The organism is Rhizobium sp. AAP116, from assembly GCF_001295785.1.
GTDB lineage: Bacteria > Pseudomonadota > Alphaproteobacteria > Rhizobiales > Rhizobiaceae > Allorhizobium.
In genome coordinates, this window is sequence record NZ_LJIB01000004.1 from 79136 (window position 1) to 106128 (window position 26993).

General features: G+C 61.8%; 21 protein-coding genes and 1 tRNA gene. 9 read left to right on the top strand and 13 right to left on the bottom strand.

Annotated features, from left to right (window positions below; translation table 11 throughout):
- Positions 1-2: 2 nt before the first annotated feature.
- Together IP85_RS03095 and IP85_RS03100 are read right to left on the bottom strand one after the other, a co-directional pair.
- A complete protein-coding gene (locus tag IP85_RS03095; RefSeq protein WP_054148209.1) occupies positions 3-3347 on the bottom strand; it encodes a transglutaminase family protein in 3345 nt (1114 codons plus the stop codon).
- Between the two features lie 132 nt (positions 3348-3479).
- The gene (locus IP85_RS03100; RefSeq protein ID WP_054148210.1) at positions 3480-4907 is read right to left on the bottom strand and encodes a mannose-1-phosphate guanylyltransferase/mannose-6-phosphate isomerase; all 1428 of its coding nucleotides are present in this window, start codon (positions 4905-4907) and stop codon (positions 3480-3482) included.
- 252 nt (positions 4908-5159) lie between these two features.
- Here IP85_RS03100 and IP85_RS03105 point away from each other — a divergent pair, with 252 nt between their 5' ends.
- Positions 5160-5861, top strand: a complete 702-nt coding sequence (locus IP85_RS03105; protein WP_245280793.1) for a fumarylacetoacetate hydrolase family protein — start codon at positions 5160-5162, stop codon at positions 5859-5861.
- 1 nt (position 5862) lies between these two features.
- The gene (locus IP85_RS03110; RefSeq protein ID WP_054148211.1) at positions 5863-6288 is read left to right on the top strand and encodes a hypothetical protein; all 426 of its coding nucleotides are present in this window, start codon (positions 5863-5865) and stop codon (positions 6286-6288) included.
- Between the two features lie 88 nt (positions 6289-6376).
- On the opposite strand, the gene IP85_RS03115 is transcribed toward IP85_RS03110, so the two are convergent.
- Both IP85_RS03115 and cpdR1 read right to left on the bottom strand, forming a co-directional pair.
- A tRNA-Val gene (locus IP85_RS03115) sits at positions 6377-6451 on the bottom strand.
- 95 nt (positions 6452-6546) lie between these two features.
- Positions 6547-6909, bottom strand: a complete 363-nt coding sequence (gene cpdR1 / locus IP85_RS03120) for a response regulator CpdR1 (RefSeq protein ID WP_006726917.1) — start codon at positions 6907-6909, stop codon at positions 6547-6549.
- Between the two features lie 198 nt (positions 6910-7107).
- Between cpdR1 and IP85_RS03125 the strand changes: the two genes are divergently transcribed.
- Both IP85_RS03125 and hisN read left to right on the top strand, forming a co-directional pair.
- The gene (locus IP85_RS03125) at positions 7108-7983 is read left to right on the top strand and encodes an N-formylglutamate amidohydrolase (protein WP_054148212.1); all 876 of its coding nucleotides are present in this window, start codon (positions 7108-7110) and stop codon (positions 7981-7983) included.
- Positions 7984-8309: 326 nt separating this feature from the next.
- Entirely contained in the window at positions 8310-9086 is a 777-nt protein-coding gene (gene hisN, locus IP85_RS03130; protein WP_054148213.1) for a histidinol-phosphatase, read from the top strand.
- 10 nt (positions 9087-9096) lie between these two features.
- On the opposite strand, the gene IP85_RS03135 is transcribed toward hisN, so the two are convergent.
- Entirely contained in the window at positions 9097-10089 is a 993-nt protein-coding gene (locus tag IP85_RS03135) for an alpha/beta hydrolase (RefSeq protein ID WP_054148214.1), read from the bottom strand.
- A 399-nt stretch (positions 10090-10488) separates the two neighbouring features.
- Between IP85_RS03135 and IP85_RS03140 the strand changes: the two genes are divergently transcribed.
- Positions 10489-10959 carry an Hsp20 family protein gene (locus tag IP85_RS03140; RefSeq protein WP_054148215.1) on the top strand — a complete coding sequence of 157 codons (471 nt, stop codon included), beginning with the start codon at positions 10489-10491 and terminating at the stop codon, positions 10957-10959.
- A gap of 27 nt (positions 10960-10986) precedes the next feature.
- Here IP85_RS03140 and IP85_RS03145 read toward each other — a convergent pair whose 3' ends face one another.
- From IP85_RS03145 to IP85_RS03165, 5 genes are all read right to left on the bottom strand, one after another.
- The gene (locus IP85_RS03145) at positions 10987-11586 is read right to left on the bottom strand and encodes a DoxX family protein (protein ID WP_054148216.1); all 600 of its coding nucleotides are present in this window, start codon (positions 11584-11586) and stop codon (positions 10987-10989) included.
- Entirely contained in the window at positions 11583-12362 is a 780-nt protein-coding gene (locus IP85_RS03150; protein ID WP_054148510.1) for a DNA-binding domain-containing protein, read from the bottom strand. The genes IP85_RS03145 and IP85_RS03150 overlap by 4 nt, the downstream gene beginning before the upstream one ends.
- Positions 12352-13248: a DUF692 domain-containing protein gene (locus IP85_RS03155; protein WP_054148511.1), complete on the bottom strand. Its 897-nt coding sequence runs from the start codon at positions 13246-13248 to the stop codon at positions 12352-12354. Before IP85_RS03155 ends, IP85_RS03150 begins: the two co-directional genes overlap by 11 nt.
- 101 nt (positions 13249-13349) lie before the next feature.
- The gene (locus tag IP85_RS03160; RefSeq protein WP_054148217.1) at positions 13350-13652 is read right to left on the bottom strand and encodes a DUF2282 domain-containing protein; all 303 of its coding nucleotides are present in this window, start codon (positions 13650-13652) and stop codon (positions 13350-13352) included.
- Between the two features lie 145 nt (positions 13653-13797).
- Complete coding sequence (locus IP85_RS03165) at positions 13798-14844, bottom strand: low specificity L-threonine aldolase (protein ID WP_054148218.1); 1047 nt, start codon at positions 14842-14844, stop codon at positions 13798-13800.
- Positions 14845-15287: 443 nt separating this feature from the next.
- Here IP85_RS03165 and gltB point away from each other — a divergent pair, with 443 nt between their 5' ends.
- From gltB to IP85_RS03175, 3 genes are read left to right on the top strand one after another with little or no spacing between them, the layout of a single operon-like run.
- Entirely contained in the window at positions 15288-19976 is a 4689-nt protein-coding gene (gene gltB, locus IP85_RS03170) for a glutamate synthase large subunit (RefSeq protein WP_245280796.1), read from the top strand.
- Positions 19973-20143 (top strand): hypothetical protein, encoded by a 171-nt coding sequence (locus IP85_RS22130; protein WP_156322714.1) that lies wholly within the window; start codon positions 19973-19975, stop codon positions 20141-20143. Before gltB ends, IP85_RS22130 begins: the two co-directional genes overlap by 4 nt.
- 15 nt (positions 20144-20158) lie before the next feature.
- Positions 20159-21613, top strand: a complete 1455-nt coding sequence (locus IP85_RS03175; protein WP_054148220.1) for a glutamate synthase subunit beta — start codon at positions 20159-20161, stop codon at positions 21611-21613.
- Positions 21614-21689: 76 nt separating this feature from the next.
- Here the strand turns inward: IP85_RS03175 and IP85_RS03180 are convergent, their stop codons facing one another.
- Together IP85_RS03180 and IP85_RS03185 are read right to left on the bottom strand one after the other, a co-directional pair.
- Positions 21690-22910 (bottom strand): DUF459 domain-containing protein, encoded by a 1221-nt coding sequence (locus tag IP85_RS03180; protein ID WP_082347566.1) that lies wholly within the window; start codon positions 22908-22910, stop codon positions 21690-21692.
- A 110-nt stretch (positions 22911-23020) separates the two neighbouring features.
- Positions 23021-24232, bottom strand: a complete 1212-nt coding sequence (locus tag IP85_RS03185; protein ID WP_054148221.1) for a lytic murein transglycosylase — start codon at positions 24230-24232, stop codon at positions 23021-23023.
- Between the two features lie 195 nt (positions 24233-24427).
- Here IP85_RS03185 and galU point away from each other — a divergent pair, with 195 nt between their 5' ends.
- Positions 24428-25315 carry a UTP--glucose-1-phosphate uridylyltransferase GalU gene (gene galU / locus IP85_RS03190; RefSeq protein ID WP_054148222.1) on the top strand — a complete coding sequence of 296 codons (888 nt, stop codon included), beginning with the start codon at positions 24428-24430 and terminating at the stop codon, positions 25313-25315.
- 22 nt (positions 25316-25337) lie between these two features.
- On the opposite strand, the gene IP85_RS03195 is transcribed toward galU, so the two are convergent.
- Positions 25338-26873: an outer membrane beta-barrel protein gene (locus tag IP85_RS03195; RefSeq protein ID WP_054148223.1), complete on the bottom strand. Its 1536-nt coding sequence runs from the start codon at positions 26871-26873 to the stop codon at positions 25338-25340.
- Positions 26874-26993 lie beyond the last annotated feature (120 nt).

The following is a 26993-nucleotide window of genomic DNA, read 5'->3' on the forward strand; positions in this document are numbered from 1 at the left end:
GATCAGATACCTTGCGGTCGTCTCAGGTCCAAAGTGTGCGGGAATTCCGGCGACACGGTCTCGGGCCATAGGGGATAGGAGCCGGCTGTATGGCCCCAAGGCTCAAAACGTGCAAGCCGACGGGCTTCCGCTTCGTTCCCATTCACAGGGAAAGTGTCGTAGGTCCGGCCGCCAGGATGCGCGACGTGATAAACGCAGCCCCCGATCGACCGGGCAGACCATGTATCATAGATGTCGAATGTTAGCGGTGTGTTGACGGGCAGGACCGGATGCAGACCGGAGGCCGGCTGCCACGCCTTGTAGCGCACGCCGCCCACCGCGACACCATTCACGTCCGACTTGCGCAGCGGCACCTGGCGCCCGTTGCAGGCCACGACGAAACGTTCGGGATTGGCTGTCTCCAGCTGAATCTGCAGGCGCTCGACGGATGAGTCGACATAACGGACCGTGCCGCCGATGGCCCCTTCTTCTCCCATGACATGCCATGGTTCCAGCGCCTGTCGCAGTTCCAGCTTCGAGCCCTCGTAGGTTACTTCGCCGACGAAGGGGAAGCGGAATTCCAGCTGCGCCGCAAACCATTCCGGCTTGAAGTCGAAGCCGTGTTCGCGCAGATCCGCGAGCACTTCGAGGAAATCCAGCCAGAGGTAATGCGGCAGCATGAAACGGTCGTGCAGGCTTGTGCCCCAGCGGACAAAACGGCCGCCGATCGGGTTCTTCCAGAAGCGGGCAATCAGTGCGCGGACCAGCAATTGCTGGGCAAGCGACATGCGCGCGTTCGGCGGCATTTCGAAACCGCGGAACTCGACAAGGCCGAGGCGGCCCGTTGGACCGTCCGGCGAAAACAGCTTGTCGATGCAGATTTCCGAGCGGTGGGTGTTGCCGGTGACATCGATCAAGAGATTGCGGAAGAGGCGGTCGACAAGCCAGGGCAGGGGGGCTGCCGCACCGCTGGCCGGCATCGGGACCTGCGCCATGGCGATTTCCAGCTCGTAGAGGCTGTCGTGACGGGCTTCGTCGAAGCGCGGCGCCTGGCTGGTCGGGCCGATGAACATGCCGGAGAACATGTAGGAGAGCGCCGGGTGACGCTGCCAGTGCAGGATCAGGCTCTTCAACAGGTCGGGACGGCGCAGGAAGGGGCTGTCGCCGGGATTGGCGCCGCCGACCACGACATGGTTGCCGCCGCCGGTGCCGGTGTGGCGGCCGTCGATCATGAACTTGTCGGCGCCGAGGCGGGTCTGGCGCGCCTCCTCGTAGATGGCGTTCGTCGTCGCGACACAGTCATCCCAACTTGAGGCGGGGTGGATGTTGACCTCGATGACGCCAGGATCCGGGGCAACGCGGATGACGTTGATGCGCTCGTCCTGAGGCGGTGCGTAGCCTTCGATATGGACAGGCAGGCCAAGCCCACGTGCGGCAGTTTCTGCGGCTGCGACCAGTTCGAGATAGTCCTCGACAGCCTCGACCGGTGGCATGAAGACGCAGAGGCGGCCATCGCGGGGCTCGACGCTCATGGCGGTGCGCACGGCGCCCCTGATATCGCCGGCGGAGCCTGTGATGTTCTGCTCGTTGCGATCCTGATGAGTTTCACCGCTCTTGCGGGAGGCCTCGGGCATGGCGCGGCCCTCACGGACCTGCGGGCCAAAATCCGGCAGGGGTGCGCGCGGGATCGAGGGATCGGTGGTGTGGATGTAGGGATATTGCGACGGCGGCACATAAGGCAGGGTGCCGAGCGGCATGCGAAAGCCGATCGGGCTGTCGCCGGGGATGAGGAAGATCTTGCCGCGGCGGGTGCGCCATTTCTCGCTGACCCAGCGGCGGCCGCCGGCCTTGGCGTTCCAGGCCTGGACCGGCAGGATGTAGCCGGTCGGGGTCGTCAGTCCACGTTCGAAGACCTTTGCGATGCGGGCGCGCTCTTCCGGGCTTTCAAGTTTGGAGTTTGACGGGTCGACGTTTTCCGGCAGGCTGCCTTCCTTGATGATCCACTCGGCCGGATCTTCGAAGGCCGGGATGATCATGTCGGTTTCGATCTCGAGCTCGGCCGCGATCCCGGCCATCAACGCTTCCGCCTGTTGGTGGGTGACGCCGGTATCCTTGTGTTCGGCCGCAATCAACGCCGGATCATGCCAGATCGGCTTGCCGTCCTTGCGCCAGTAGAGCGAGAAGGTCCAGCGTGGCAGGCTTTCGCCCGGATACCACTTGCCCTGGCCGTAATGCAGGAAGCCGCCGGGGGCGAATTTTTGGCGCAACCGGCGAATGAGCTGATCGGCGAGGTCGCGTTTGGTCGGGCCGACGGCATCGGTATTCCATTCGGCGGACTGGAAGTCATCGATCGACACGAAGGTCGGCTCGCCGCCCATGGTGAGCCGCACGTCATGGGCTTTCAGGTCGGCATCGACTTTCTGTCCGAGCGCATTCAGGGCATCCCAGCTGTCGTCGGAGAAAGGCTTGGTGATGCGCGGATGTTCGGCAACGCGCTTCACCTGCATGTCGAAGGCGAATTCGGTATTGGCCTGTCCGACATAGCCGCCGGAGATGGGGGCGGCGTTCTTGTAATGGGGCGTGGCCGCGAGCGGGATGTGGCTCTCGCCGGTCAAGAGGCCCGAGGTCGGGTCGAGGCCGATCCAGCCAGCGCCGGGAATATAGACTTCCGTCCAGGCATGCAGGTCGGTGAAGTCGACCTCTGTGCCGGATGGGCCATCGAGCGCCTTCAGGTCCGGAGCGAGCTGGATGAGATAGCCGGAGACGAAACGGGCGGCAAAACCGAGGCGGCGCAGGATCTGGACAAACAGCCAGCTCGAATCACGGCAGGAGCCGCGGGCCGATGTCAGCGTATCCTCCGGCGTCTGGACGCCGGGTTCCATACGAATGACGTAGCCGATCTCCTGTTGCAGGCGGGCATTGAGCCCGACAACCATATCGACCGTCCCCTGACCTTCCGTCGTGTCGATAGTCGCCATGAAGGCGTCGAGCGCCGGCGACGCCGGCTCCGGCGTCATGTAGATCTTGAGGTCGTCGCGCAGATCTTCCGGATAGTCGAATGGCCATTTGACCGCGACTTCCTCGGTGAAGAAGTCAAAGGGATTGTAGACCGTCATGTCGGCGACGAGGTCGACCTCGATCTTGAATTCGGTGACCGGGTCCGGGAAGACGAAGCGGGCAAGGTAGTTGCCGTAGGGGTCTTGTTGCAGATTGACGAAGTGGTTCTCGGGCGTGACCTTCAGCGAATGGGAGAGAACCTTGGTGCGGGAATGGGCGGCAGGCTTCAGCCGGATGATCTGCGGTCCGAGCTGGACCGGGTTGTCATACTTGTAGTGGGTGAGATGATAGATGCTTGCCTTGATCGCCATTCTTTACCGCTTCGCTGTTCGCCCTGCCGCTTTTTCCGGCTTGCGTCGATCTTGTGCAATGCAGCGCCATAAAGCAAGCGGCCCGGACGGTGGAAGCCGCCGGGCCGCGCAGATGCGGTGTATGGCCTGAACTCAACTCCGACCGAATTCGTCGACCAGGCGAATGATGTCGTCCTCGCCTAGATAGGAGCCGGTCTGGACCTCGATGACCTCCAAGCGGATCTTGCCGGGATTGGCGAGGCGATGGACGGACCCTTGCGGAATGTAGATCGACTGGTTCTCGTGCAGGACAGTGACCTTGTCGTCGATGGTGACCTCTGCCGTTCCCTTGACGCAGACCCAGTGTTCAGCACGGTGGTGATGCTTCTGCAGCGAGAGTTTCTTTTCCGGATGCACGAAAAGGCGCTTCACCTGGAAGCGATCGCCATTGAGGATCGAGGTATAGCCACCCCAGGGGCGAAGGGCCGTCGGGTGGTTTTCGGTGAGATGCGCCGTCTTCTTGTCGGCGGCGAGCATCTTGACGAGATTGCCGACATCCTGGGCCCGGTCGAGGCGACCAACATAGACGGCGTCTTCCGAGGCGACGACGGCGACACCTTCCATGCCCTGGACGGCGAGATGGGCGTTGCGCGACATGACGAGCGAATTCTTGGTGTCGGCGACGGTGGCATTGCCACTGACGACATTGCCGTTTTCATCGCCTTCGGCGAGCTTCCAGATCGCGTCCCAGCTGCCGAGGTCGGACCAGATGATCGGCGAGGGGACAACCGCCGCATTCGGCGTCTTCTCCATGACGGCATAGTCGATCGAGATGCTCGGGCTTTGGCCAAAGCTTGTCCCATCAAGGCGGGTAAAGTCGAGATCGCCCTTGGCCTTTTCGATCGAGGTCCGGACGGCCGCGAGAACTTCAGGCGCCAGCGTCTCAAGCTCAGCAATCATCTGGCCGGCGGAGAAGACAAACATGCCGGAATTCCAGGCATAGTTGCCGCTCGCGAGCATCTTTTCGGCGACCTCTGCCTTCGGCTTTTCGACGAAGCGCGTGACCTTGTTCACCCCATTGCCGAGGTCGTCGCCGATCTCGATATAGCCATAGCCGGTTGCGGGCTCGGTCGGCGTGATACCGAAGGTGACGATCTTGCCGTCGCGCGCCGCACGGGCCGCCTTTTGCACACAGCCGCGATAGGTATCATCGACGGTGATCTCGTGGTCGGAGGGCAGGATCTGGATCAGCGTCTCGCTGCCATGGCGCTCACCGACGATCAAAGCGGCGGCGGCGACAGCGGCCGCGGTGTTGCGCGCCTCCGGTTCCAGGATGATGCCATCAAGCGCGACACCGATCTCGCGGGCCTGTTCGGCGACGAGGAAACGGAAGTCCTCATTGGTCACGATGACAGGGGCTTCATAGATCGTCGCGTCGGAGACGCGGGCCAGCGTCTTCTGCAGCAAGGTCTCATCGCCGAGGAAGCGGATGAACTGCTTCGCAGCGGCTGCGCGCGACAGCGGCCAAAGCCTTGTTCCCTTGCCGCCGGCCATGATGACCGGCACGATCTTGTTGCTCATGTTTTTATGCCTTTCGATGTCTTGCCGGGGCGGATCCGTCCCGGCTGATGTCGGAGCGAGCACGATGCCCTACGGGCAGGTGAACGCAGCTGCGGCGGTTTTGTTACATGTTTGGCGGTATGTTCCAAGCCCGGCCGACCATTCAACCTTGCCAATCAAGCCGGATGCATTGCCGCGCTCAGGCGGGTATGCTGGTGATCCCCGCTGCCAGTCTTGGCGGGCCCGAGCCTCATCAATCCAGAGAGAATGCCCTTGTCTTTGACTCGTCCGCTCTTTTCCGTTCCGACCGCCCCGCTTGTCCCGATCCATGGCCGGCAAGAGGGCTTTCCCATTCACCGCATTTTCTGTGTCGGGCGAAACTACGCCGCCCATGCCGCCGAGCTCGGCAACACCGTCGATCGTGTCGCGCCGTTCTACTTCACCAAGCCTGCGACGGGTCTCGTCATCGAGGGGGGCGCGATCGCCTATCCACCCGGCACCGAGGATTACCACCACGAGATCGAACTCGTGATCGCGATCGGGGCGCCGGCCTTCCGGCTCTCGGCCGATGACGCGATGGAGGCGGTATTCGGCTATGCCGTCGGGCTCGACATGACGCGGCGCGATCTGCAGAACGCCATGAAGGAAAAACAGCGTCCCTGGGACATCGCGAAAGCCTTCGAGGATTCGGCTGTCATCGGCGCCATCACCGCGGATGGCGACTTCGAGCCCAATTCGCAGCGCATCTCGCTTACCGTCAACGACGGCCTTCGCCAGGAGGGGCATCTCAACGAGATGGTCTGGTCGGTGCCTGAAATCATCAGCCATCTCTCGCGCTACTATCATCTGACGCCGGGCGACCTGATCTTCACCGGCACGCCTTCGGGCGTGGGCGCGCTGCAGCCAGGTGACCGGCTCCTGGGGGCGGTTGAGGGGCTCTCGCCGATCTCCGTCACCATCGGTCCGGCGGCCTGAGATGACTTTCTCGGGGGAAGGGCAGGGCCCGGCGCTGGTGCCGGGCCGCGGTTGCGGAACCTGTTCGCTCTGCTGCATCCTTCCCGACATCGCCGAATTCGACAAACCGGCCAACGAACCCTGTCGCCACTGCCTCGTCGGGGGTGGCTGCGACGCCTATGCCGTGCGGCCCGTGACCTGTCGTGACTTCTTCTGTCTCTGGCGCACGGATCCGACGCTCGGGGATGAATGGGAGCCGAGCGTCAGCCGCATGATGATGTATGCGCAGGGGCCGCAGCTGACGGTGCTGGTGGAGCCCGAGGCGGGGGAAATCTGGCGGGAGGAACGGTATCTCAGCTGGCTCGAAGAGCGGGCACAAGCGCTGAAGCCGCAGGGCGGCTATGTGGTGGTCTATGCGGGAGAGGATGTGGCGGTGGTCAAGGGTTGAGGCCGCCTGATTCGCAGCCTCGTGCAGATCGCAAACCGAAAATTCAAAAGGGCTCGCCGTTTCCGGCAAGCCCTTGAAAGAATTCGAATGGTGGGCGTGACAGGGATTGAACCTGTGACCCCTACGATGTCAACGTAGTGCTCTCCCGCTGAGCTACACGCCCATCCGATGAGCGGCTTAAGACCACAAAACCTGTTCGCCCGTCAATAGGCATTTTGCAGTTTTGTGAAGAGATTTTTTCAATCTCTCGAGAAGGCCTTATGCCGCAAGGAGTTTGTTCACTTCGTCGACGAGATCGCGAAGGTGGAAAGGCTTGGACAGGACCTTTGCGTCCTTCGGAGCCTTCGAATCGGCGTTCAGTGCAACGGCAGCAAAGCCGGTGATGAACATGACCTTCAGGTCCGGATCGAGTTCGGTGGCGCGGCGCGCCAGCTCGATGCCGTCCATCTCCGGCATCACGATGTCGGTGAGCAGAAGGGAGAAGGGTTCTTCCCGCAGGCGGTCATAGGCTGAGGCGCCGTTGTCGAAGGAGGAGACCTTGTAGCCTGCCTTTTCGAGCGCCTTTACCAGGAACCGGCGCATGTCGTTGTCATCTTCGGCGAGAAGGATTTTCTGAGTCATTTAGGGACCGCTGTACTCGATTGCATGGGTAAGCTTGCAGCCGCTCACTTTAGGGTCGGCTCAGTAAAGAACCGGTGAACAACGAGAAAGTGAGCCTGCTCCGCCATTTCCGGGAGTATGGACTTTGCACCGGGCGACTGGCAACATGAGACACGCAACAAGTTTGTGACTTGGTAAAGAAGAGGCCCTGGAAAGCGGATGACCAACGAATTCGACCTGTTCGAGGTTCGAGAGCCCGCGACCCAGACCATTCCCTTTGTCTACAACTCACCCCATAGCGGTCGTCGATACCCCTTGACCTTCCTCGGTGAGTCGCGACTCGACGAGATTTCGATTCGCCGTTCGGAGGATCATTACGTCGATGAGCTGTTCTCGGCGGCGCCCGGCTTCGGTGCGCCGCTGCTCGTCGCGCATTTCCCGCGCGCCTATGTCGACGTCAACAGGGAGCCCTACGAGCTCGATCCGCGGATGTTTTCCGATCCGCTGCCGCCTTTTGCCAACAGCAATTCAGCGCGTGTGGCGGGCGGGCTGGGCACGATCCCGCGCATCGTTGCCGAGAACATGGAGATTTACGAAAGGCGCATGCCGCTTTCGGTCGCCATGGAGCGGATCGAGAGCTGCTACAAGCCTTATCATGCCTGCCTGCGCCGGCTGATTGCCCGGACCCATGCGATGTTCGGCTTCGGCGTCTTGATCGACTGCCATTCGATGCCCGGCAATATCCGCGTCGCGGGCAGCGGTCTGAAGCCGGATTTCATTATAGGCGACCGTTATGGGACGAGCGCGTCAACCGAGCTCAGCCAGGCGGCGTTGCAGTTCCTGGAGGACCTCGGCTTTGCGGCCGTGCGCAACAAGCCCTATGCCGGGGGCTTCATCACCGAGCATTACGGCCGACCGGCCCGCGGGCTGCACGCTCTACAGATCGAGGTCAATCGTTCGATTTATATCGACGAGACGACGCTCGAAAAGCGTTCTGACTTCGATGTCCTAGCCGGCTCGCTCGCCGTGTTCATGGAGCAGATGGCAGATTTCGTCGCCGACTATGCCGGCGACCGGGCGCTGGCGGCCGAATAGTTTTTTCCGATTTCCAGATGTTGCGGCCCTCGGCGCTCTGTGCCGGGCAAAAAAAACCGCGCTCGTGGCGCGGTTAAGTCTAGGGAGGAAACACCCAAGGAGGGTATTTACAGTCAGAAGACTGTAAGTGAGACGTTAGATGTTGCGGTGCACCATTGTCAAGTCGAAAATTGGTGCATTTTTGAGCAAGGCCAAAATTTACGCAATTTCGCGCTCTGAGGCCGGTCGGCGGGCGTCCGGTGAGGGCGAAGAAGGCGGCCGGCGGTGGTTTTCTTTCCTTGCGACTGGCGTTAAGACGGAGCTCCCTCCAGACGACGGATCTTTCCATGCGCCCAGATCGTGATTTCTTCTTTCGCTTGGCCGATGCCGCCAAGGCCGAGACCCTTCCGCGCTTTCGCTCGGGCCTGTCTGTGGTCAACAAGGAGAAAGCCGGTTTCGACCCCGTCACCGAAGGCGACCAGGCGGCCGAAATTGCCATCCGCAAGCTGATCGAAGCGGAATTTCCGACCCATGGCATTCTTGGCGAAGAGCACGAGAATATCCGTATGGACAGCGATCATCTCTGGGTCATCGATCCTATCGACGGCACGCGGGCCTTCATTTCCGGCGTTCCCGTCTGGGGCACGCTGATCGGCTTCCAGGAAAAGGGCCGCTCGGTCATGGGGCTGATGGAGCAGCCCTTCACAGGCGAGCGCTATTATGCCGATGGCGAGCGCTCCTGGTACTCAGGTCCCGATGGCGAACGGCAGAATCAGGTGCGCGATTGCGGATCGCTCGAAAACGCGATCCTCTTCACCACTTCGCCGCATCTCTTCAAGGATTGGGAAGTCGAGCGTTTTCAGGCCGTGCAGGACAAGGTCAAGCTCTTCCGCTACGGCGTGGATTGCTATGCCTATTGCCTGCTCGCAGCCGGTCATGTCGATCTGGTCATCGAGACTGTCTTGAAGCCCTATGACGTCGGCGCGCTGATCCCGATCATCGAGCAGGCGGGTGGGATCATCACCACCTGGGACGGCGGGCGACCTGAGGCTGGCGGTTCGATCATCGCGGCCGGCTCAAAGGCCGTTCATGCGCAGGCCATGGACATGCTCAAGCGCGGCTAAGCCCTTTCGCTCAGGCCTCCAGTGTGGAGACTGTCAGTTCTTCGGCGGGATCTGCCTCGTCGGGCTCGCCGCCCGGCATGAAGGCAAAGATGGCGGCTAGCGCCTGTTTGCGATAGCGATCCTGCTCCTGCAGGATCTCGTGGCGTGCGCCGGCGACCGGCACCAGCTGGCCGGCGCGGAAATATTGTGCCATGGATTCCTGATAGTGATACGGCACGATCGGATCATTGCCGGGCGCTATGATCACCGTCGGCACCGTGATCGATGCGAGATGGCCCGGCTTGCGGATGGCGTCGATCGCCTTCTGGCTCTCGTAGAGCCAGCGCGCCGTGGGTGGGCCAAGTGCCAGTTCCGGATGGTCGAGCATGATCCGCTGGTTGCGGGCAAAGCGCAGGGCATCCGATGTCAGCGGATTTCCCTCGAAGGGTTTCATGGGCTCGTCCTTCGTCAGCGAAATGCCGCCGAAACCGGTAAAGCTCGCGAGGGTCGCAATCCGGCGGATATTCTCCGGCGATGTCTTCTGGCCGCCGAGGCCGACGAAGGGGGCCGCCAGCACCATGCGCTCGATGCGGTTGGAAAGCCGCGGAGCCGCCTTCAAGGCGATCAGGCCACCGGTCGAGTGGGCGAGCAGGAAAAAGGGCAGACGGGTGTCCGGCAGCACGATCTGTTCGAGGAAGATCTCGAGGTCGCGGACATAATGGTCGAAGCGGCCGACATGTCCTCGGCGCGGATCCTTCTTCAGCAGCCGTTCCGATCCGCCCTGGCCGCGAAAATCATAGGTCGCGACCCAGAAGCCGCTTTGATTGAGCTCGCGGATCGTCTCGAAATACTTTTCGATGCTTTCGTTTCGTCCATGCAAGAGGACGATCGTGCCCTTGATCTTCGGGGCACTCGACCGGAAGACCGCGTAACGCAGGCGGATACCGCGATGGCCCTCGAAGAAGCCGACCTGCGGCGTGCCGGGAATCGGGTTTCCGGGGGTGGCGTGAAGAATGGCGTCCATGCCTGCAACTGCCTGTCGGTTGAAGTCGCGTCTCGTCTCTTGGGGATAGGCTGCAGCCCGGTCGCAAGTCAAAGAAAAAAGCCGGAACCGCAGACGGAGGGCTGCGGTTCCGGCGAAGTCCGGCCGAAGTGGAAGGGACGATATCTCCGGCCCGGTCGGTCGAGACAACCGATGATCCAAACCTAGATGAGTATGCTTGAACCCGGCTTGAACCAGGCGTTCACCCGCAGTTCATCGCGGGATGAGCGGCGCTGGGACGGAAGATCTTGAATTCGATCGCGCCATTTCCCACATCGGTTCTGCGGACGCCAGAAGGGTCCGCAGACCGCCGCCAGCATCGCCCCACGCGGGATGCCAGCGGACTCAAGAGAACGCCAACGTCGCTTCAAGGAGGACACAATGCGTCACGTCGATTTTTCCCCGCTCTATCGTTCCACCGTCGGTTTCGATCGCCTGTTCACCATGCTGGACAGCCTCGGTCAGCCGGAACAGGCGCAGAGCTACCCGCCCTATAATATCGAACGCACCGGCGAGAACCTCTACCGGATCACCATGGCCGTTGCCGGCTTCGACGAAAGCGAGCTATCGATCGAGGCGCATGCCCATGTGCTGACCGTCAAGGGTGAGAAGCTCGAGGACGAGAAGGCCGAGCAGAGCGAATTCCTCTATCGCGGCATTGCGAAGCGCGCCTTCGAGCGTCGCTTCCAGCTTGCCGATCATGTGGAAGTCACCGCCGCCTCGCTGAAGAACGGCCTGCTGCACATCGATCTGCTGCGCAACATCCCCGAAGCGATGAAGCCGCGCCGGATCTCGATTGCCGCAGAGCCCCTCGGCAGCGCGCCCAAGGCGATCGAGGCGCATGTGAACTGATCGTCTTCTAGACGATCTGGCCCCCAGTCAGGCGGTCGGCGAAAGCCGGCCGCCTTTTTCATGTCCGGCCATCCGTTTGGTCCAGATCGTGCAGAGCAGCTTGTCGAGAGAAAGCATCCCTGCGCCCTTTACGACAAGGTAGGCGAGCGGGAAGATCCATAGCAGGCGCTGATCGAGGATGACGCTGTCGGGAAAACGGTCAAACAAGGCGCCAATCGTGCCGGCATCGACATTGTGGACGAGGATGTCTGTCAAACTCTGCACGGCGATGAAGGCGATCATGCCGAGGGCGGCGATGCGGGTGAAGAGGCCCACGACGAGCAGCAACGGCAGGATTATCTCGCCATAGGAACCTAGGAAGACCATCAGCCCCCAGGGAAAGAAGGATACGGCCGATACATCGCCGCCGGCGGCATCCACGGCCGGGAGGGCGATCTGGTAATAGGCACCGTCGGAAATCGAGAAGGGACCGTCAAACTTGGTCAGCGCCGAATTCAGGTAATAGGGAACGAGCACCGCCAGAAAGACGAGCCGCGCAAAGAGCCCGAGAAACCATCGATCAAGCATGGGCTCCATCCGACGGATCGTGCGGCGGTAGAATTCGATGATTGCGATGGCAGCTGTCATGGTCTTTCGCTTTCCTGGAGAAGGTCGATCGCGGCAAATGCGCCCGAGGTGAGGGCAAGGCCGATAAGGGCGGGGATGTCAGCGGCTTCCTCTCCTACTGCGAGACATGCGTCGCCGAGTGGGTGGCCGGTGAGAAGTCGTTCGAAGAAAGGAGCTCCGCCCGAGGGCAGGATTTCGATCGAAACATCGAAGGCCGGACGTGTGACGAGCACGGCTTCCGGCAGGAGCGGGTTAACGCCTTCGAGCGACATGCCGGCCCGATCAAGGCGGCATATGGTGCCGGCGGCATGCTTCAGTCGGCACATTTTTGTTGCCGGATGAGCGCGCAAGCGGATGCTGGCCAGTTCTTCGGCGGGAATTTGTCCGAGTGCTGCCGGATCGAGCGGGACTGCGTCCGCTGCATGATATGCATCGAGCCAGAGGCGCTCGACGCGGGCGACATCTGCGAGGAAGGGTAGGTCCGCCGCTGGCGGGAAGGACTCGAGAAACGCGGGAAAGCTCTCGCCGTAGGTGAAGAGCAGGGGAGAGGTGGGCGGATGGGCGGCCACATAGAGGCGGGCCATGGCGCGGAAAAAGTCTTCGCCAACAAGGTTCTGGACCGTCGGGAAGATTGAAGCGAGAGCATCGACCAGCGAGACGGTGACATTGTTGCGGTAGACCGAGAAGCGGCGTTGCGGTCGCGTCTCTTCGCGACCCGTCAGCCCTTCCGGCGAAGGCAGGTCCGGTGCGAAAAGCGCTTCGGCGAAGGCGCCACTGGAGACCGGGTCAGGACGCATGGCGAAGCCCCAGGTCGGCAGCGACATGGCGGTCGAGGATCGCGTCGGCCAGTTGCGCCTCTCGTTTGAGGACGGACCAGTCAGGCACTTCATTGTCCCATTCGATCAAGGTTGGGAGGGGGCCGAGCTTGCCGATGACATGGGCATAGAGATCCCAGACGAGATCGTCCACCGGGCGGTCATGGCTGTCGATCAGCAGCGGGAGACCGGCATCGTCGATATCTGCCGCATGGCCGGCCAGATGAATCTCCTCGACGCAGAGGAGTGGGAAATCGGCGAGATAGTCGCGGGCGCCGTAACCGTGATTGGTGGCCGACACATGAACATTGTTGATGTCGAGCAAAAGGCCGCAGCCGGTACGGCGGGCGATCGCCCGGATGAAGTCCGTCTCTGACATCGTCGAGGCTTCAAAACCAAGGTAGGTCGACGGGTTCTCGAGCAGGATCCGGCGTCCTAGCGTCTCCTGTACCTGGTCGATATGGTCGCAGACCCTGATCAGCGTCGCTGCGTCATAAGGTACGGGCAGGAGATCGTTGAAGAAGTGGCTGTCGTGGGTCGACCAGGCGAGATGTTCGGAGACCTGTTCCGGCTGGTAGCGGTCAACGACTATCTTGAGGCGAGCGAGATGTTCCGGGTCCAGGCCTGTCGGGCTGCCGATCGAGAGGCCAACGCCATGGATCGAGATCGGGAAGTCCTCGCGCATGCGGGTCAGGATGCGATGCGGATGGCCGCCGGCGCCCATGTAGTTCTCGGCATGGACTTCGAGAAAGCCAATCCGGAAATCGTCCGCAAGGATCTGGTCGGCATGCTGAGGCTTGAAACCTGCGCCTGCTCGGCGGGGAAGACGGGCGGCAGCGTCTTGTCGGCTTCTGTCGGCAAAAGCGATCTCTACGGCGGGATGGATAGACACGGCCGGCTCCTCAAGCATTCGTCCTGGAAAGGAAAGCGGGACGGCACCTGCGGACGAGCCGCAGGTGCCGTGCTGTCTCAAGCCTTCGGAAGGTCGCGGTCGAGGGCTTCGAGCGAACCCATGCGGCCATCCGGAAGGGCCATCGCGGTGCAGGTGCCCTTGGCGACATAGGTCCAGGCATTGCCCTGGAAGTCGACCTTCGAGGTGCCGGCGCAGGTGGTGCCGGGGCCAGCTGCGCAATCGTTCTTGCCGGCCATGGAAACGCCGAAGCACTTTTCCTTCTCCTGGGCGACGGCCGGGCCGGACAGGAGAGCGGCGCTGCCGATGGCCATGGTGACGGCAGCGGCGAGTGCGACGGTGTTGATGGTGGTCTTGGTCATGAAAAGTCTCCTCGGATCGTGATGCGTGGTGTCGTTGAAGCCCTCATCGGGGCTGGCAACTGCATCATGTCGAGGAGTGGGCCGTTTGAAAAATCAAGGTTTTTTGTGTAAAACGTGCGCGCTTTATCTGTAAGAAACCTTCGGGTCACACGACTTCTATGAATTGATCAACGTCTTCTACTGTCGTTGCAAAGCTCGTCACCAGTCTAATTAGGACCTCGTTGTCGGTCGGCAAGGGAAGCCATCCGTGCGGGGGTTGCCATTCATGGAATTTCGCCCCCTTGGCACGGGCACGTTCGGCAGAGGATTTTTCGATGACGGCAAAGACCTCGTTCGCCGTCGTGTCCCAGGCGAGGCGCGCAGTGTTCTTCACTGCCAGACCCGATCGCAGGCGGTCGGCCATGGCATTCGAATGGCCCGCTAGGTCCAGCCAGAGGTTGCCGTCGAGATAGGCCTCGAGCTGGGCCGAGATGAAGCGGCTCTTGGAAAAGAGCTGGGCGGAACGCTTGCGGATGAACGGCATATCGGCCGCCATGCCGGGATCGAAGAAGACGATGGCTTCGGCGCACCAGCAGCCGTTCTTGGTGCCGCCGAAGGAGAGAATGTCGACCCCGCGCTTCCAGGTCATCTCTGCCGGTGTTGCATCGAGTGCGACGAGGGCATTGGCGAATCGCGCCCCGTCCATGTGCAGCGGTAGATTACGCGCCTTCGCGATCGCCGCGATCCTGTCGAGCTCGTCGAGCGTGTAGACGGTTCCGACCTCCGTCGCCTGGGTGACCGTGACGGCCATGGCGCGACCATGATGGGGAGAGGCCGGCTCGAAGCGGGCTATCGCGGCCTCCAGTGCCTGTGGGTCCATCCTGCCCTCTGCGCCCTCGACGCCAAAGAGCCGGGTGCCGCCGGTCAGGAACTCCGGCGCGCCGCCTTCGTCCGCATTGACGTGTGCATCGGCGTGACAGAAGCTGACGCCTCCGGCCCTGGCAACACTTGCAAGCGCCAGCGAGTTGGCCGCCGTGCCGGTTGCCACGAAGAAGACGGCGACGTCGCGTTCGAAAATGGCGCTGAACCGGTCTTCCACCGCCTTGTCGAGGTCGCTCGTGCCATAGGCGGAGGCGAAGCCCTGGGCATGGCGGGTGAGGCTTTCGGCGATCCTGGGATGGGCGCCGGACCAGTTGTCTGAAGCGAAGTGCATGGCATTATCCTGAGGCGGGAGTGATCCCAGGGACTTTATCTCTTTCTGCATGGCTATCAATGTGGCCCGGCTATAACGCCGATAAAGAGTGTCGACTGCGCAAGAAGGTGATGCAGCTCTGGCAATTGGCGTAATAAAATTTCGCCCGTTGCCCCTGTGTCGTAATTTCGCATCCTTCGCCCGGTTAATTTTCCTGGGCAACTCTTGCATGAGCGTTTACTTTCTGTCATAGGAACAGCAGAAATTAGGTCAGACTAGTTGACCTAATTCCGGTTTCGAAGGCGATGTGTTTTCGGGCGTCATGGGGTGGTCAAGCGATCCGCGTAGGATTGGGTGACTGTCGCTGGCGCCCATCGGTGCCTGAGATGGGTCCAATCAGCCCGGCCAGTCCGGCTTCAATGGAGGTAAAGGTTATGACGAAGGTTCCGTCATCCGAAGAGATCATGCGGTCCGCCAGTGCGGAAGCAGTCGCCGAGACGGCGATCGCGCGCACCGGTCTGCCTCCCAAACAGGGTCTCTACGATCCGCGCAACGAACATGACGCCTGTGGCGTTGGCTTCATCGCCCATATGAAGGGGCAGAAGTCGCATCAGATCGTCAAGGACGGGTTGTTCATCCTCGAAAACCTCACCCATCGCGGCGCCGTCGGCGCTGATCCGCTGATGGGCGATGGTGCGGGCATTCTTGTGCAGATCCCCGACCGCTTCTTCCGTGAGGAAATGGCGGCCCAGGGCATCACCCTGCCGAAGGCGGGCGAATATGCCGTCGGTCACTTCTTCTTCCCGCAGGACGAAGAGCAGATCGCGCATTTCAAGCAGGTCATCGCCGAAGTCTGTCAGTCCGAAGGTCAGCACCTGATCGGCTATCGCGACGTGCCTGTTGACAATTCTTCGCTGTCCAAGGCGCCTGAGATTGCTGCAACCGAACCGCGCCAGATCCAGGTCTTCATCGGCGCCGGTCGTGATGCCGCAACCCAGGATGCATTCGAGCGTCGCCTGTTCCTGCTGCGCAAGGTGATCTCCAACCGCATCTACGACCAGTATGGCGGCCAGGAAACCGGCTTCTATCCCGTTTCGCTGTCGTCCTCGACGATCGTCTACAAGGGCATGTTCCTCGCCTATCAGGTCGGTGCCTATTACAAGGATCTTGCCGATCCGCGCTTCGAGTCTGCCGTTGCCCTCGTGCACCAGCGCTTCTCGACCAACACCTTCCCGTCGTGGAAGCTGGCGCATCCCTACCGCATGGTCGCCCATAACGGGGAAATCAACACGCTGCGCGGCAACGTCAACTGGATGGCTGCGCGTCAAGCGTCAGTCTCTTCGCCGCTCTTCGGCGACGACATCTCCAAGCTCTGGCCGATCTCCTATGAAGGTCAGTCGGACACGGCCTGCTTCGACAACGCGCTCGAGTTCCTGCAGCGCGGCGGCTATTCGCTCGCGCATGCGGTTATGATGCTGATACCGGAGGCCTGGTCGGGCAACCAGTTGATGTCGAAGGAGCGTAAGGCGTTCTACGAATATCATGCAGCCCTGATGGAGCCGTGGGACGGCCCGGCTGCGGTCTGCTTTACCGATGGTCGCCAGATCGGCGCGACGCTCGACCGCAACGGCCTGCGCCCGGCCCGTTATATCGTCACTGACGACGACCGCGTGATCCTCGCATCCGAAGCCGGCACCCTGCCGGTGCCCGAAGAGCGCATCGTCAAGAAGTGGCGTTTGCAGCCGGGCAAAATGCTGCTCATCGACATGGCGGAAGGCCGCATCATTTCCGACGAGGAAGTGAAGTCGTCGCTTGCCGGCAGTCATCCCTATCGCGAGTGGCTGGATCGCACCCAGCTCATCCTCGAGGACCTGAAGCCGGTCGAGCCGCGGGCGCTGCGTCGCGACGTGTCGCTCCTCGATCGCCAGCAGGCCTTCGGCTACACCACCGAAGACACCAAGCTCCTGATGTCGCCGATGGCCACCACCGGTCAGGAAGCGATCGGCTCAATGGGGACCGATACGCCGATCTCGGCGATGTCGGAAAAGTCGAAGCTGCTCTACACCTATTTCAAGCAGAACTTCGCCCAGGTCACCAACCCGCCGATCGATCCGATCCGCGAAGAGCTCGTCATGAGCCTCGTCTCCTTCATCGGCCCGCGCCCGAACATTCTCGACCATGAGGGCATGGCGAACGCCAAGCGCATGGAAGTGCGCCAGCCGATCCTGACCAATGGCGATCTGGAAAAGATCCGCTCGATCGGTCATGTCGAAGATCGCTTCGATACCAAGACGCTCGACTTCACCTATGACGTCAGCCGTGGCGCCGAGGGCATGCCGGAGATGCTCGATCGCCTCTGCGAGCGGGCGGAAGCAGCTGTGCGTGGCGGGTACAACATCATCGTGCTCTCCGACCGTCAGATCGGCCCTGACCGCATCGCCATCCCGGCGCTGCTCGCGACCGCTGCCGTCCATCACCACCTGATCCGCAAGGGGCTGCGCACCTCGGTCGGTCTCGTGGTCGAATCCGGCGAGCCGCGCGAAGTGCATCACTTCTGCTGTCTCGCGGGCTTCGGCGCCGAGGCGATCAACCCCTATCTCGCCTTCGACACGCTGCTCGACATGCATAAGCATGGCGAGTTCCCCAAGGAAGTGTCGGAAGACGAAGTCGTCTACCGCTACATCAAGGCTGTCGGTAAGGGCATTCTGAAGGTCATGTCCAAGATGGGCATCTCGACCTACCAGTCCTATTGCGGCGCCCAGATCTTCGACGCGATTGGTCTTTCGTCCGAACTGGTCGACAAGTATTTCTTCGGCACTGCGACGACCATCGAGGGCATTGGCCTCGAGGAAATCGCCGAGGAAACCGTCGCCCGCCACCTCTCGGCTTTTGGCAAGGATCCGGTTCTCGCCAGCACGCTCGATGTCGGCGGTGAATATGCCTACCGCATGCGTGGCGAAAACCATGCCTGGAGCCCTGATTCGATCGCGTCGCTGCAGCATGCCGTGCGCGGCAACAGCCAGGACCGCTACCGCGAATTCGCCGAGATGGTGAATGACAGCAATTTGCGGATGAACACGATCCGCGGCCTGTTCAAGATCAAGAAGGCTGAAGACCTTGGTCGCAAGCCTGTTTCGATCGATGAGGTCGAGCCTGCTGTCGATATCGTCAAGCGCTTCTCGACCGGTGCCATGTCCTTCGGCTCGATCAGCCGTGAGGCGCATACCACGCTCGCGATTGCCATGAACAAGATCGGCGGCAAGTCGAACACGGGTGAAGGTGGCGAGGAAAGCGATCGTTACCTGCCGCTCGCTGACGGTTCCTCGAACCCCGAGCGTTCGGCGATCAAGCAGATTGCATCGGGCCGCTTCGGTGTGACCACCGAATATCTGGTCAATGCCGACGTGCTGCAGATCAAGGTGGCGCAGGGTGCAAAGCCCGGCGAAGGCGGCCAGCTGCCCGGCCACAAGGTCGATGCGACGGTTGCCAAGACGCGTCACTCGACCCCGGGCGTCGGCCTGATCTCGCCGCCGCCGCACCACGACATCTATTCGATCGAAGATCTGGCGCAGCTGATCTACGACCTGAAGAACGTCAATCCTGTGGCCGACATCTCGGTCAAGCTCGTCTCGGAAGTCGGCGTCGGCACGGTTGCTGCCGGCGTTGCCAAGGCACGCGCCGATCATATCACGGTCTCGGGTTTCGATGGCGGCACGGGTGCATCGCCGCTCACCTCGTTGAAGCATGCGGGTAGCCCATGGGAAATCGGTCTTGCCGAGACCCAGCAGACGCTGGTGCTGAACGGTCTGCGTTCGCGCATCGCGCTGCAGGTTGATGGCGGGTTGAAGACCGGCCGTGACGTCATCATCGGCGCGCTGCTTGGCGCCGACGAATTCGGCTTTGCGACCGCACCGCTGATTGCGGCCGGCTGCATCATGATGCGCAAGTGCCATCTGAACACGTGTCCCGTGGGTGTTGCCACCCAGGACCCGGTCCTGCGTAAGCGCTTCAAGGGTACGCCCGAGCATGTGATCAACTACTTCTTCTTCGTTGCCGAAGAAGTGCGCGAGATCCTCGCCTCGCTCGGCGTGACCAAGCTCGACGAGATCATCGGTGCTTCGGAACTGCTGGAAAAGGACGAGATGCTCGCCCACTGGAAGGCCAAGGGGCTCGACTTCTCGAAGATCTTCCACAAGGTCGATGCGCCGAAGTCCGCTACCTACTGGACCGAACGCCAGAACCACCCGATCATCGACATTCTCGATCGCAAGCTGATCGAGAAGGCGATGCCGGCGCTCGAAGCCAAGCAGCCTGTCGTCTTCGACGTTGATATCAAGAACGTTGACCGCTCGGCCGGTGCCATGCTTTCGGGCGAAGTCGCCATGCGCTACGGCCACAAGGGCCTGAAGGATGATACTATTCATGTCACGCTGAACGGCACTGCCGGTCAGTCCTTCGGCGCTTTCCTGGCGCGTGGCATCACCTTCGATCTCGTGGGCGATGGCAATGACTATGTCGGCAAGGGCCTCTCGGGTGGTCGCATTGTCGTGCGTCCGCCGGAGAATGCCCGCATCGTTGCCGAGAACTCGATTATCGTCGGCAACACCGTTCTCTACGGTGCGATCTCCGGCGAGTGCTATTTCCGCGGCGTGGCCGGCGAACGTTTCGCTGTCCGCAACTCGGGTGCTATCGCCGTCGTCGAGGGCGTGGGTGACCACGGCTGCGAATACATGACGGGTGGCGTGGTCGTCGTGCTCGGCGAAACGGGCCGCAACTTCGCAGCCGGCATGTCGGGTGGTGTCGCTTACGTGCTTGACGAGAGCGGCGATTTCGCCAAGCGCTGCAACATGGCCATGGTCGAACTCGAGCCGGTTCCGGAAGAGGACGACATGCTCGAGAAGCTGCACCATCACGGTGGCGACCTCATGCACAAGGGCCTTGTCGACGTGTCCGGCGACATGACCCGCCACGACGAGGAGCGCCTCTACCAGCTGATCTCGAACCATCTGCACTATACGGGCTCGAACCGCGCCAAGCAGATCCTCGACAGCTGGGCGGAATATCGCCCGAAGTTCCGCAAGGTCATGCCGGTGGAATACCGCCGTGCGCTTGAGGAAATGGAACGCATGCGCATGGGCGTGGCTGCGGAGTGAACCGCAAGGGACGTTTTGTCCATATCGGAATGGCCGTGGTGATTGCCGCGGCCGTTCCAACGGTCGCCGCACTGGTCAATGGTGCGCTTGTTTTGGAATTCGTGGTGCTGGGGGCGGTTATCGGTTTCGCCTACTGGTACTGGGGGCCGCAATGGCCGCCTCTGTGAGCTGAGGGAAAGAATATGGGCAAGGTTACAGGTTTCATGGAAATCGACCGGCAGGTGGCGAAGTATCAGCCGGCCTCCGACCGCATCCGCCATTTCCGCGAATTCACGATCCCCATGTCGGATGCCGAGGTGACGAAGCAGGCGGCACGCTGCATGGATTGCGGCATTCCCTATTGCCATGGTCCGACCGGCTGTCCGGTGCATAACCAGATCCCTGATTGGAACGACCTCGTCTATAACAACAAGTGGGAGGAGGCGATCCGCAACCTCCACTCGACGAACAACTTCCCTGAATTCACGGGTCGCGTTTGCCCGGCTCCTTGCGAGGAAGCCTGCACGCTGAACCTCGAGGATACGCCGGTCGCGATCAAGACCGTTGAGCAGGCGATTGCCGACAAGGCCTATGAACTCGGCTTCATCGTGCCGCAGCCGGCGACCATCCATACCGGCAAGAAGGTCGCAATCATCGGCTCCGGCCCGTCGGGTCTCGCCGCTGCCCAGCAGCTCGGCCGCGCGGGGCATGAGGTGCATGTCTATGAGCGCGAGTCGAAGCCCGGCGGCTTGTTGCGCTACGGCATTCCGGACTTCAAGATGGAAAAGAACTTCATCGATCGCCGCGTCGAGCAGATGCAGGGCGAAAATGTCACCTTCCATTGCGGCGTCAACGTCGGTGTTGACGTGACCGTCGAGAAGCTGCGCGCGGACTATGACGCAGTCCTGTATTGCGGTGGTTCGGAAACGCCGCGCGAGGCCGGCATTCCCGGCGTCGAGTTCCATGGCGTGCATGATGCCATGCCCTATCTCGTGCAGCAGAACCGCCGCGTTGGTCGCGAAAACATCGACAGCATCGGCTGGCCGGCCGATCCGATCCTCGCCGGTGGCAAGCATGTCGTTGTCGTCGGTGGTGGTGATACGGCGTCTGACTGCGTCGGCACGGCCTTCCGCCAGGGCGCCGTCAAGGTGACCCAGCTCGACATCCGCCCGCGTCCGCCGCAGACGGAAGACAAGCTTGCGATCTGGCCTTTCTGGGCGACCAAGATGCGCACCTCGTCCAGCCAGGCCGAAGGTGCCAACCGCGAATTCCAGGTGGCAACGCTCGAATTCGTCGGCGAAGACGGCGTGCTGACCGGCGTGAAGTGCTGCCAGGTCGACGAGCGCCGCAAGCCGATCCCGGGCACCGAGTTCATCATCAAGGCCGATCTCGCCTTCATCGCCATCGGCTTCTCCGGTCCGTTCACCGACAGCGTGCTGAAGGATCTCGACGGCAAGCTCGAACTCAATACCGACCGTCGCGGCTCGACCAATGTCGTTGCCAACGACAAGGATTATCGTTCGTCGGTCGACAAGGTCTGGGTCGCAGGTGACGCCCGTCGCGGCCAGTCGCTGGTCGTCTGGGCGATCCGCGAAGGACGCCAGGCCGCGCGCGCCATCGACGAGGCGCTGATGGGTGAGAGCGTGCTGCCGCGCTGATCCTCGGCAAAGTCGAGATAGTTTAAAAAGGGGCCGCTTTCGAACGGCCCCTTTTGCGTTGGATGTATTGACGCGATCAGGGTGTCGCAATGACCGGTGTGGGGGAGGCTGAAGGTGTCGACTCAGCTGGCCGCTTGACATAGTCCACCCGCCCGGCCGGAGGATCCGGCAGGCGACCGTTTTGGACGAGCTGGTCGCGCGGTGTCGGGAAGGTCGAGGAGGCCGGCACGGTTCCGCCCAGCAGTTCGTCGGCGCCGTCGAGCTCAGGGTCGAACAGATCGATCGGCGGGGTGGTGACGATCGCCTTGTTCTCCGATGGCGACAGGGTCACCAGCTCGGGCAGATTGCTGGCGTCGAGGCGGACGAGATCCGGGCTCGTCATGTCGCCGAGATAGCGGCGTACGGATTTTTCGACATAGAAAGCGAGCTTGCGTTTGCCTGGGCCGGTAAAGCCGATGCCGTCATTGCCGCGCAGTCGGACCGGCTGGCCATTGATGTCGGAGCCGGTGACGATGAAGCGCCCTTCCTGGTCGACGAATCCTTCCCAGATATCGACGAATTCGCCGTTCACCTTCTCGATGCTCGATCGATAGATGGTGTTGAGGCGCAGGGCGTCCGCAGTCATGTTTTGCGGGCGGAAGGCCGGCAGCCCGACCCAGATGATCGGGACACGCGTTTCCGCAGCGACGCTCGCCAGGCGCGCGACCCGGTCGCCATAGGCGGTGAACCAGGGATCGGTCCGGAAGTCGAGGCGGCCGGTCGGGGTTACCAGTTGCTGGCGGTCGTTGGCGCCGATCTGGATGACCACGACGCTCGGTTTGAGATCGCTGACGAGTGCTGGCAACTGGCCCGGCCAATCGTAGAAATCATCACGCACCAGGCCGGAGGATCCATTGGCGCGGTTCTCTACAACGACGCCGGGTGAGTCCTCGAAGGCGGTCTTCAAACCGTCGCCGAGTGCGCTTGCAACGAAGTCTCCGAGGACGAGGACCGTCTTTGCATTGTCGAGCTTTGGCGGCGGCGGGGGTGCTGCGACCGCGCGGGTCGATTGCGGCCGGGTGTTGATCGTGGTGACGCTGCCACTGGTCTTCTTGCGGGTATTGGTTTCCCGCGGCCGCTGGACGTTTTGTGGCGGCACATAGGTCGGCTGGCGTTCGCCGAAGAGCAGGTCGAGGAGAGTGCGGCGGCGTTCCGGCTGCTGGGCTTCGGCAGACGTGGTGATGAATGCGGTCGCGACGACTGTCAGCGCCAGACCGAGCGTCATGAGGCGGGCGAAGGTTCCGCGCGGGCTCGTCAAGTCACACTCCATGGGCGAAGGCGGCAGGCTCAAAATGCATCCGCCGCGCTCTCTTGTTTCTGGAGCGCGGCGGATGCCAAGTCAACAGGTGCGCTTGCTGCGGACCCGTATCAGTTACGCAGCTTGTCGAGCAGGACGCGTGACGGCTGGCCGTCCACGGACATGCCGAGCCGCTGCTGGATGGCGGTGATAGCCGCCTTCGAGCCTGAGCCGAAATTGCCGTCGATCTTGCCATCGTAATAGCCAAGCGCCTGAAGACGGGTCTGGAGCTCGAACTTTTCCTTGACGTCGAGCGAACCGTCGGGGCGCGGCCAGCGCTGCTGCATGCCGCCATAGCCGGCAATCTCGTCCGCCAGCAGGCCAACGCCCAGGGCGTAGCTGTCAGCGGCATTGTAGCGCTTGATGACGAAGAAGTTCTTGGTCATCAGGAAGCCCGGGCCGTTGGCGCCACCGAGCATCTTGAGCTCGGCGCGTTCGCTGCCGTTCCTGAAACCCTTGCCGGATGGACGGGCGAAGCCCAGCGCCTGCCACTGGGCCACCGTCTTGGTCTGGCCAGCATATTTGTTGCCCCCTCTCGGGACGGCGATCTCGTAGCCCCAGGTGCGGCCGGTCTGCCAGTCATTCTTGGCAAGCAGATTGGCGGCGGTGGCGAGTGCATCGGGAATCGAATGCCAGATGTCCTTGTCGCCGTTGCCGTCGGCGTCGATGCCGTAGAGCAGGTAGCTTGTCGGAATGAACTGGGTGTGGCCCATGGCGCCGGCCCAGGAGCCCATCAGGTTCTTGTTGGTCACGTCGCCGTTCTGCAGCATCTTGAGCGCGGCAATCAGCTGTGTGCGGGCAAACTTTGCGCGCTTGCGGTCGGCATAGGCAAGCGTGGCCAGCGAACGCGGCACATTGTGCAGGCGGTCCGGACGCTCGAGAGCTGCGCCATAATTTGATTCCATCGACCAGATCGCAAGCAGCACGTGCTTGTCGACGCCGAAGTGGTTTTCCAAGGCTGTCAGCAGGCGCCCGTGCTTGGCCAGCATCTCCTGACCGACCTTGACCGTGTACGGGTTCACGCGGCTGTCGAGGTAATCCCAGATCTGGTGCTTGAACTCCGGCTGATAGGCCGCCTTTTCCAGCACGAACTGGTCTGGCTCGGTCACGCCGTTGAACGCCTGGCGATAGGTCCGCTCCGTGATGCCGGCCTTGGCGGCGACAGGATAAAAGTCGCGGATCCACTTCTGGAAACCGGCGTCCGCGAAGGCTTCCATGGGCATGAGCGCTGTCGTCAGCGTCAGGGCAATGGCGCCGAGCAGGCTGGGGCGGTGTCTTTTCATGGGCATCTCCCGTGCATTCTCGTGTTGGCAGCCGGAACAAGGCTGTTCACCACAGGTTAATGCTGTTCAGTCAACAAACCCTTTACCATGTTGTCCGCCCAAGCTTTGTCTTTGCCATTTTGAAGCAATTGTATGTTACTGGGCGTGACTGCGTTATGAAGACGTTAATCGATTTAGATCCTCGAGGAGGAATGAGTGGTTCAGACTAAAAAGCTCCGTAAAGCCGTTTTTCCCGTGGCCGGTCTCGGTACGCGTTTTCTCCCCGCCACCAAGGCGGTCCCGAAAGAAATGCTCACCGTCGTCGACAAGCCTGTCATCCAGTATGTGGTTGACGAGGCCATCGAAGCCGGGATCGAGCACTTCGTTTTCGTGACCGGCCGCGGCAAGGCGGTCATCGAGGACTACTTCGACATCCAGTTCGAACTCGAACAGACCCTGAAGGCCCGCAACAAGAACGCCGAACTTTCAATGCTCGACGAACTCCAGCCGACAGCGGGTCAGACCAGCTTTACGCGGCAACAGGAGCCGCTGGGTCTCGGACATGCCGTCTGGTGTGCTCGTGACATCGTGGGGCATGAACCTTTCGCCCTTCTCCTGCCTGACATGATTATGCGCGGCGAAAAGGCCTGCCTCAAGGGCATGGTCGAACTTTATGAAAAGACCGGCGGCAACATTGTGGCGGTCGAGGAATGTGCGCCGGATCAGGCCCACAAATACGGCATCGTTGGCGTCGGTGACGCGCTCGAAGGCGGCTTCAAGATCACGCAAATGGTCGAGAAGCCTGCCAAGGGCACGGCACCTTCCAACTTCTTCATCAACGGCCGCTACATCCTGCAGCCTGAGATCTTCGAGATCCTGTCGACCCAGGAACGTGGCGCCGGCAACGAGATCCAGTTGACCGACGGCATGCTGAAGCTCGCCAATGACCAGCCGTTTGCCGGTTACCACTTCAAGGGCCAGACCTTCGACTGCGGTTCCAAGGACGGCTTCATCCTGGCCAATGTCGCCTTTGCCATCGAGCGCGCCGACATTCGTCCGGCCATCGAGGACCAGTTGAAGGCGCTGCTCGCCGCGCTGAAGTGAAATGAAACCCTGACCGCCGGGCTCAGCGCTTGGCGGTCAGGCCTACCAATGCCGTCACCGTGCTGTTGTCGGTGCCGGTCTTGTAGTTCGTCCGCTCGTAAGCGAGATCTGCCGTCGCATCGAGATAGCGATTGACCTTCCACGTCAGGCCGGCGCCCGCAAGATAAGCGGTCGTATCGCTCGCACTCGCATTCCCGTCGTAGTTCGTGAAGGTTGTCCCGCCGGTCAAGCGCGCCACGAGGTTCGTGCGCAGGTCGTGGGACAGCGCAGCGGTGACGCGGTGGATCGTTGCGCCGTTGACACCGGCGGTGGTCGATGGATCGATGCTGGTGTCGAGCGAGAGGTCGATGCTGGTGCCGTCCTGCGGCGACCAGAAGATGTTGCCATCCACCGTCATCGCTGACAGCTCCGCCAGACGCGCGTCCTCGAAGGTTTGGTGTTCGTAGCCGAGGGCGATTTCGCCGCGCAGCTTCTCTCCCAGATCGACGGCCACCCCGGCCTTGGCGCCATAGAGATCCGCCGAGCGCCGGTATCCGGACGAATCGACGGCTTCGTCATAGTCGATCCGCCCGACCGTGCCTTCGATGAAGGGGGTGAGGGCAGGCGAGATCTCGTATCCGAGGCGGCTGCTGAGCGTATAGCGATTGCGGTCGCGATCGCTGCGTTCGAGGATGCTGCCATTGGACAGCTTGGCATCCGAATATTGAAAGCGGGTGAAATCGCCGGCGATCGAGCCGCGGATCACACCGAAGTCGCGTTCGACCGACAGGCCGGTCCCGAACTGGTGGACGCCCGACTGGACCCTGGCGCCGGATACGGCGTTCGGGTCGTCGCTATCCTCGCGGCTGAAATTGTAGGATCCGGAAAGCGTCGCGATGGTGTCGTCGGCGAGATCGAGACGCAGGCGCGCGTCGATATTGGCGCGAGGCTTGTCGTTGTCCGTGCCGGACAGCGTTTCCTGCCATGCGCCTTCGGCTCCGACATTCAGCTCATGTCGCGACCAGTCCGAGGTCAAAGTACCTTTCAATCCGGTTTCCGAGAATGTGCGGTTGGTTTTGACGTCGCCGGACTTCTCCCGCTCGGTGCCCAGTTTCTGGCTGATCGACGGCCGAAGGATCATGCTGCCAAGGCGAATGCCGGTGCCGTCTTCGGCGTCCAGGGCATCGCGGCGAATTCGGGCGGCCGTCGGGTCGTCGAGGCGGGTCTCGCGCAGGTTCTGGCGGCCGATGTCGTCGTCCAGCGGCAAGACATCGGGATCAGCAAGCGGGTCCACCGGGAATGTGTTCGGGGCAATCGTGGCCGTCGTGGTCGGATCGCTCGCCACTGCGGGCGCTGATGTCGACATCTCGTCCGCGCGCGTCGCGATGCCTGCCGCGCCGATGCCGGGCGTTGGCGTACCGCTCGTCGCAGCGCCTGTCGAGGATTGCGGCGTGGGGCGGGTCTCTTGGGCTGCGACCAATGACGGGTGCACGAGTGCCGACAGCGCGAGTGCGCCGGCGAAAGCGCGCAGTCCCAGGCGGCGTGCGCCGCGCGTGTCCCGATTTTCGACTGAAGTCATGCTTGCGCCCGGCGATCTGTAATGCTTACCCAATCGTAAAGCCTGGTGGTTAATGTTTGGTTTCGCCGGTGAATGGCGATCAGGCAGGCGTTGCCGAAGATGCGGCATGCACCACGAGAA

What these genes read in the sequence shown, in the direction of transcription:
- IP85_RS03095 (WP_054148209.1), bottom strand. Translation starts at nt 3,347, where the DNA reads ATGGCGATCAAGGCAAGCATCTATCATCTCACCCACTACAAGTATGAC.
- IP85_RS03100 (WP_054148210.1), bottom strand. Translation starts at nt 4,907, where the DNA reads ATGAGCAACAAGATCGTGCCGGTCATCATGGCCGGCGGCAAGGGAACA.
- IP85_RS03110 (WP_054148211.1), top strand. Translation starts at nt 5,863, where the DNA reads ATGACTTTCTCGGGGGAAGGGCAGGGCCCGGCGCTGGTGCCGGGCCGC.
- cpdR1 (WP_006726917.1), bottom strand. Translation starts at nt 6,909, where the DNA reads ATGACTCAGAAAATCCTTCTCGCCGAAGATGACAACGACATGCGCCGG.
- IP85_RS03125 (WP_054148212.1), top strand. Translation starts at nt 7,108, where the DNA reads ATGACCAACGAATTCGACCTGTTCGAGGTTCGAGAGCCCGCGACCCAG.
- hisN (WP_054148213.1), top strand. Translation starts at nt 8,310, where the DNA reads ATGCGCCCAGATCGTGATTTCTTCTTTCGCTTGGCCGATGCCGCCAAG.
- IP85_RS03135 (WP_054148214.1), bottom strand. Translation starts at nt 10,089, where the DNA reads ATGGACGCCATTCTTCACGCCACCCCCGGAAACCCGATTCCCGGCACG.
- IP85_RS03140 (WP_054148215.1), top strand. Translation starts at nt 10,489, where the DNA reads ATGCGTCACGTCGATTTTTCCCCGCTCTATCGTTCCACCGTCGGTTTC.
- IP85_RS03145 (WP_054148216.1), bottom strand. Translation starts at nt 11,586, where the DNA reads ATGACAGCTGCCATCGCAATCATCGAATTCTACCGCCGCACGATCCGT.
- IP85_RS03150 (WP_054148510.1), bottom strand. Translation starts at nt 12,362, where the DNA reads ATGCGTCCTGACCCGGTCTCCAGTGGCGCCTTCGCCGAAGCGCTTTTC.
- IP85_RS03160 (WP_054148217.1), bottom strand. Translation starts at nt 13,652, where the DNA reads ATGACCAAGACCACCATCAACACCGTCGCACTCGCCGCTGCCGTCACC.
- IP85_RS03165 (WP_054148218.1), bottom strand. Translation starts at nt 14,844, where the DNA reads ATGCACTTCGCTTCAGACAACTGGTCCGGCGCCCATCCCAGGATCGCC.
- gltB (WP_245280796.1), top strand. Translation starts at nt 15,288, where the DNA reads ATGCGGTCCGCCAGTGCGGAAGCAGTCGCCGAGACGGCGATCGCGCGC.
- IP85_RS03175 (WP_054148220.1), top strand. Translation starts at nt 20,159, where the DNA reads ATGGGCAAGGTTACAGGTTTCATGGAAATCGACCGGCAGGTGGCGAAG.
- IP85_RS03185 (WP_054148221.1), bottom strand. Translation starts at nt 24,232, where the DNA reads ATGAAAAGACACCGCCCCAGCCTGCTCGGCGCCATTGCCCTGACGCTG.
- IP85_RS03195 (WP_054148223.1), bottom strand. Translation starts at nt 26,873, where the DNA reads ATGACTTCAGTCGAAAATCGGGACACGCGCGGCGCACGCCGCCTGGGA.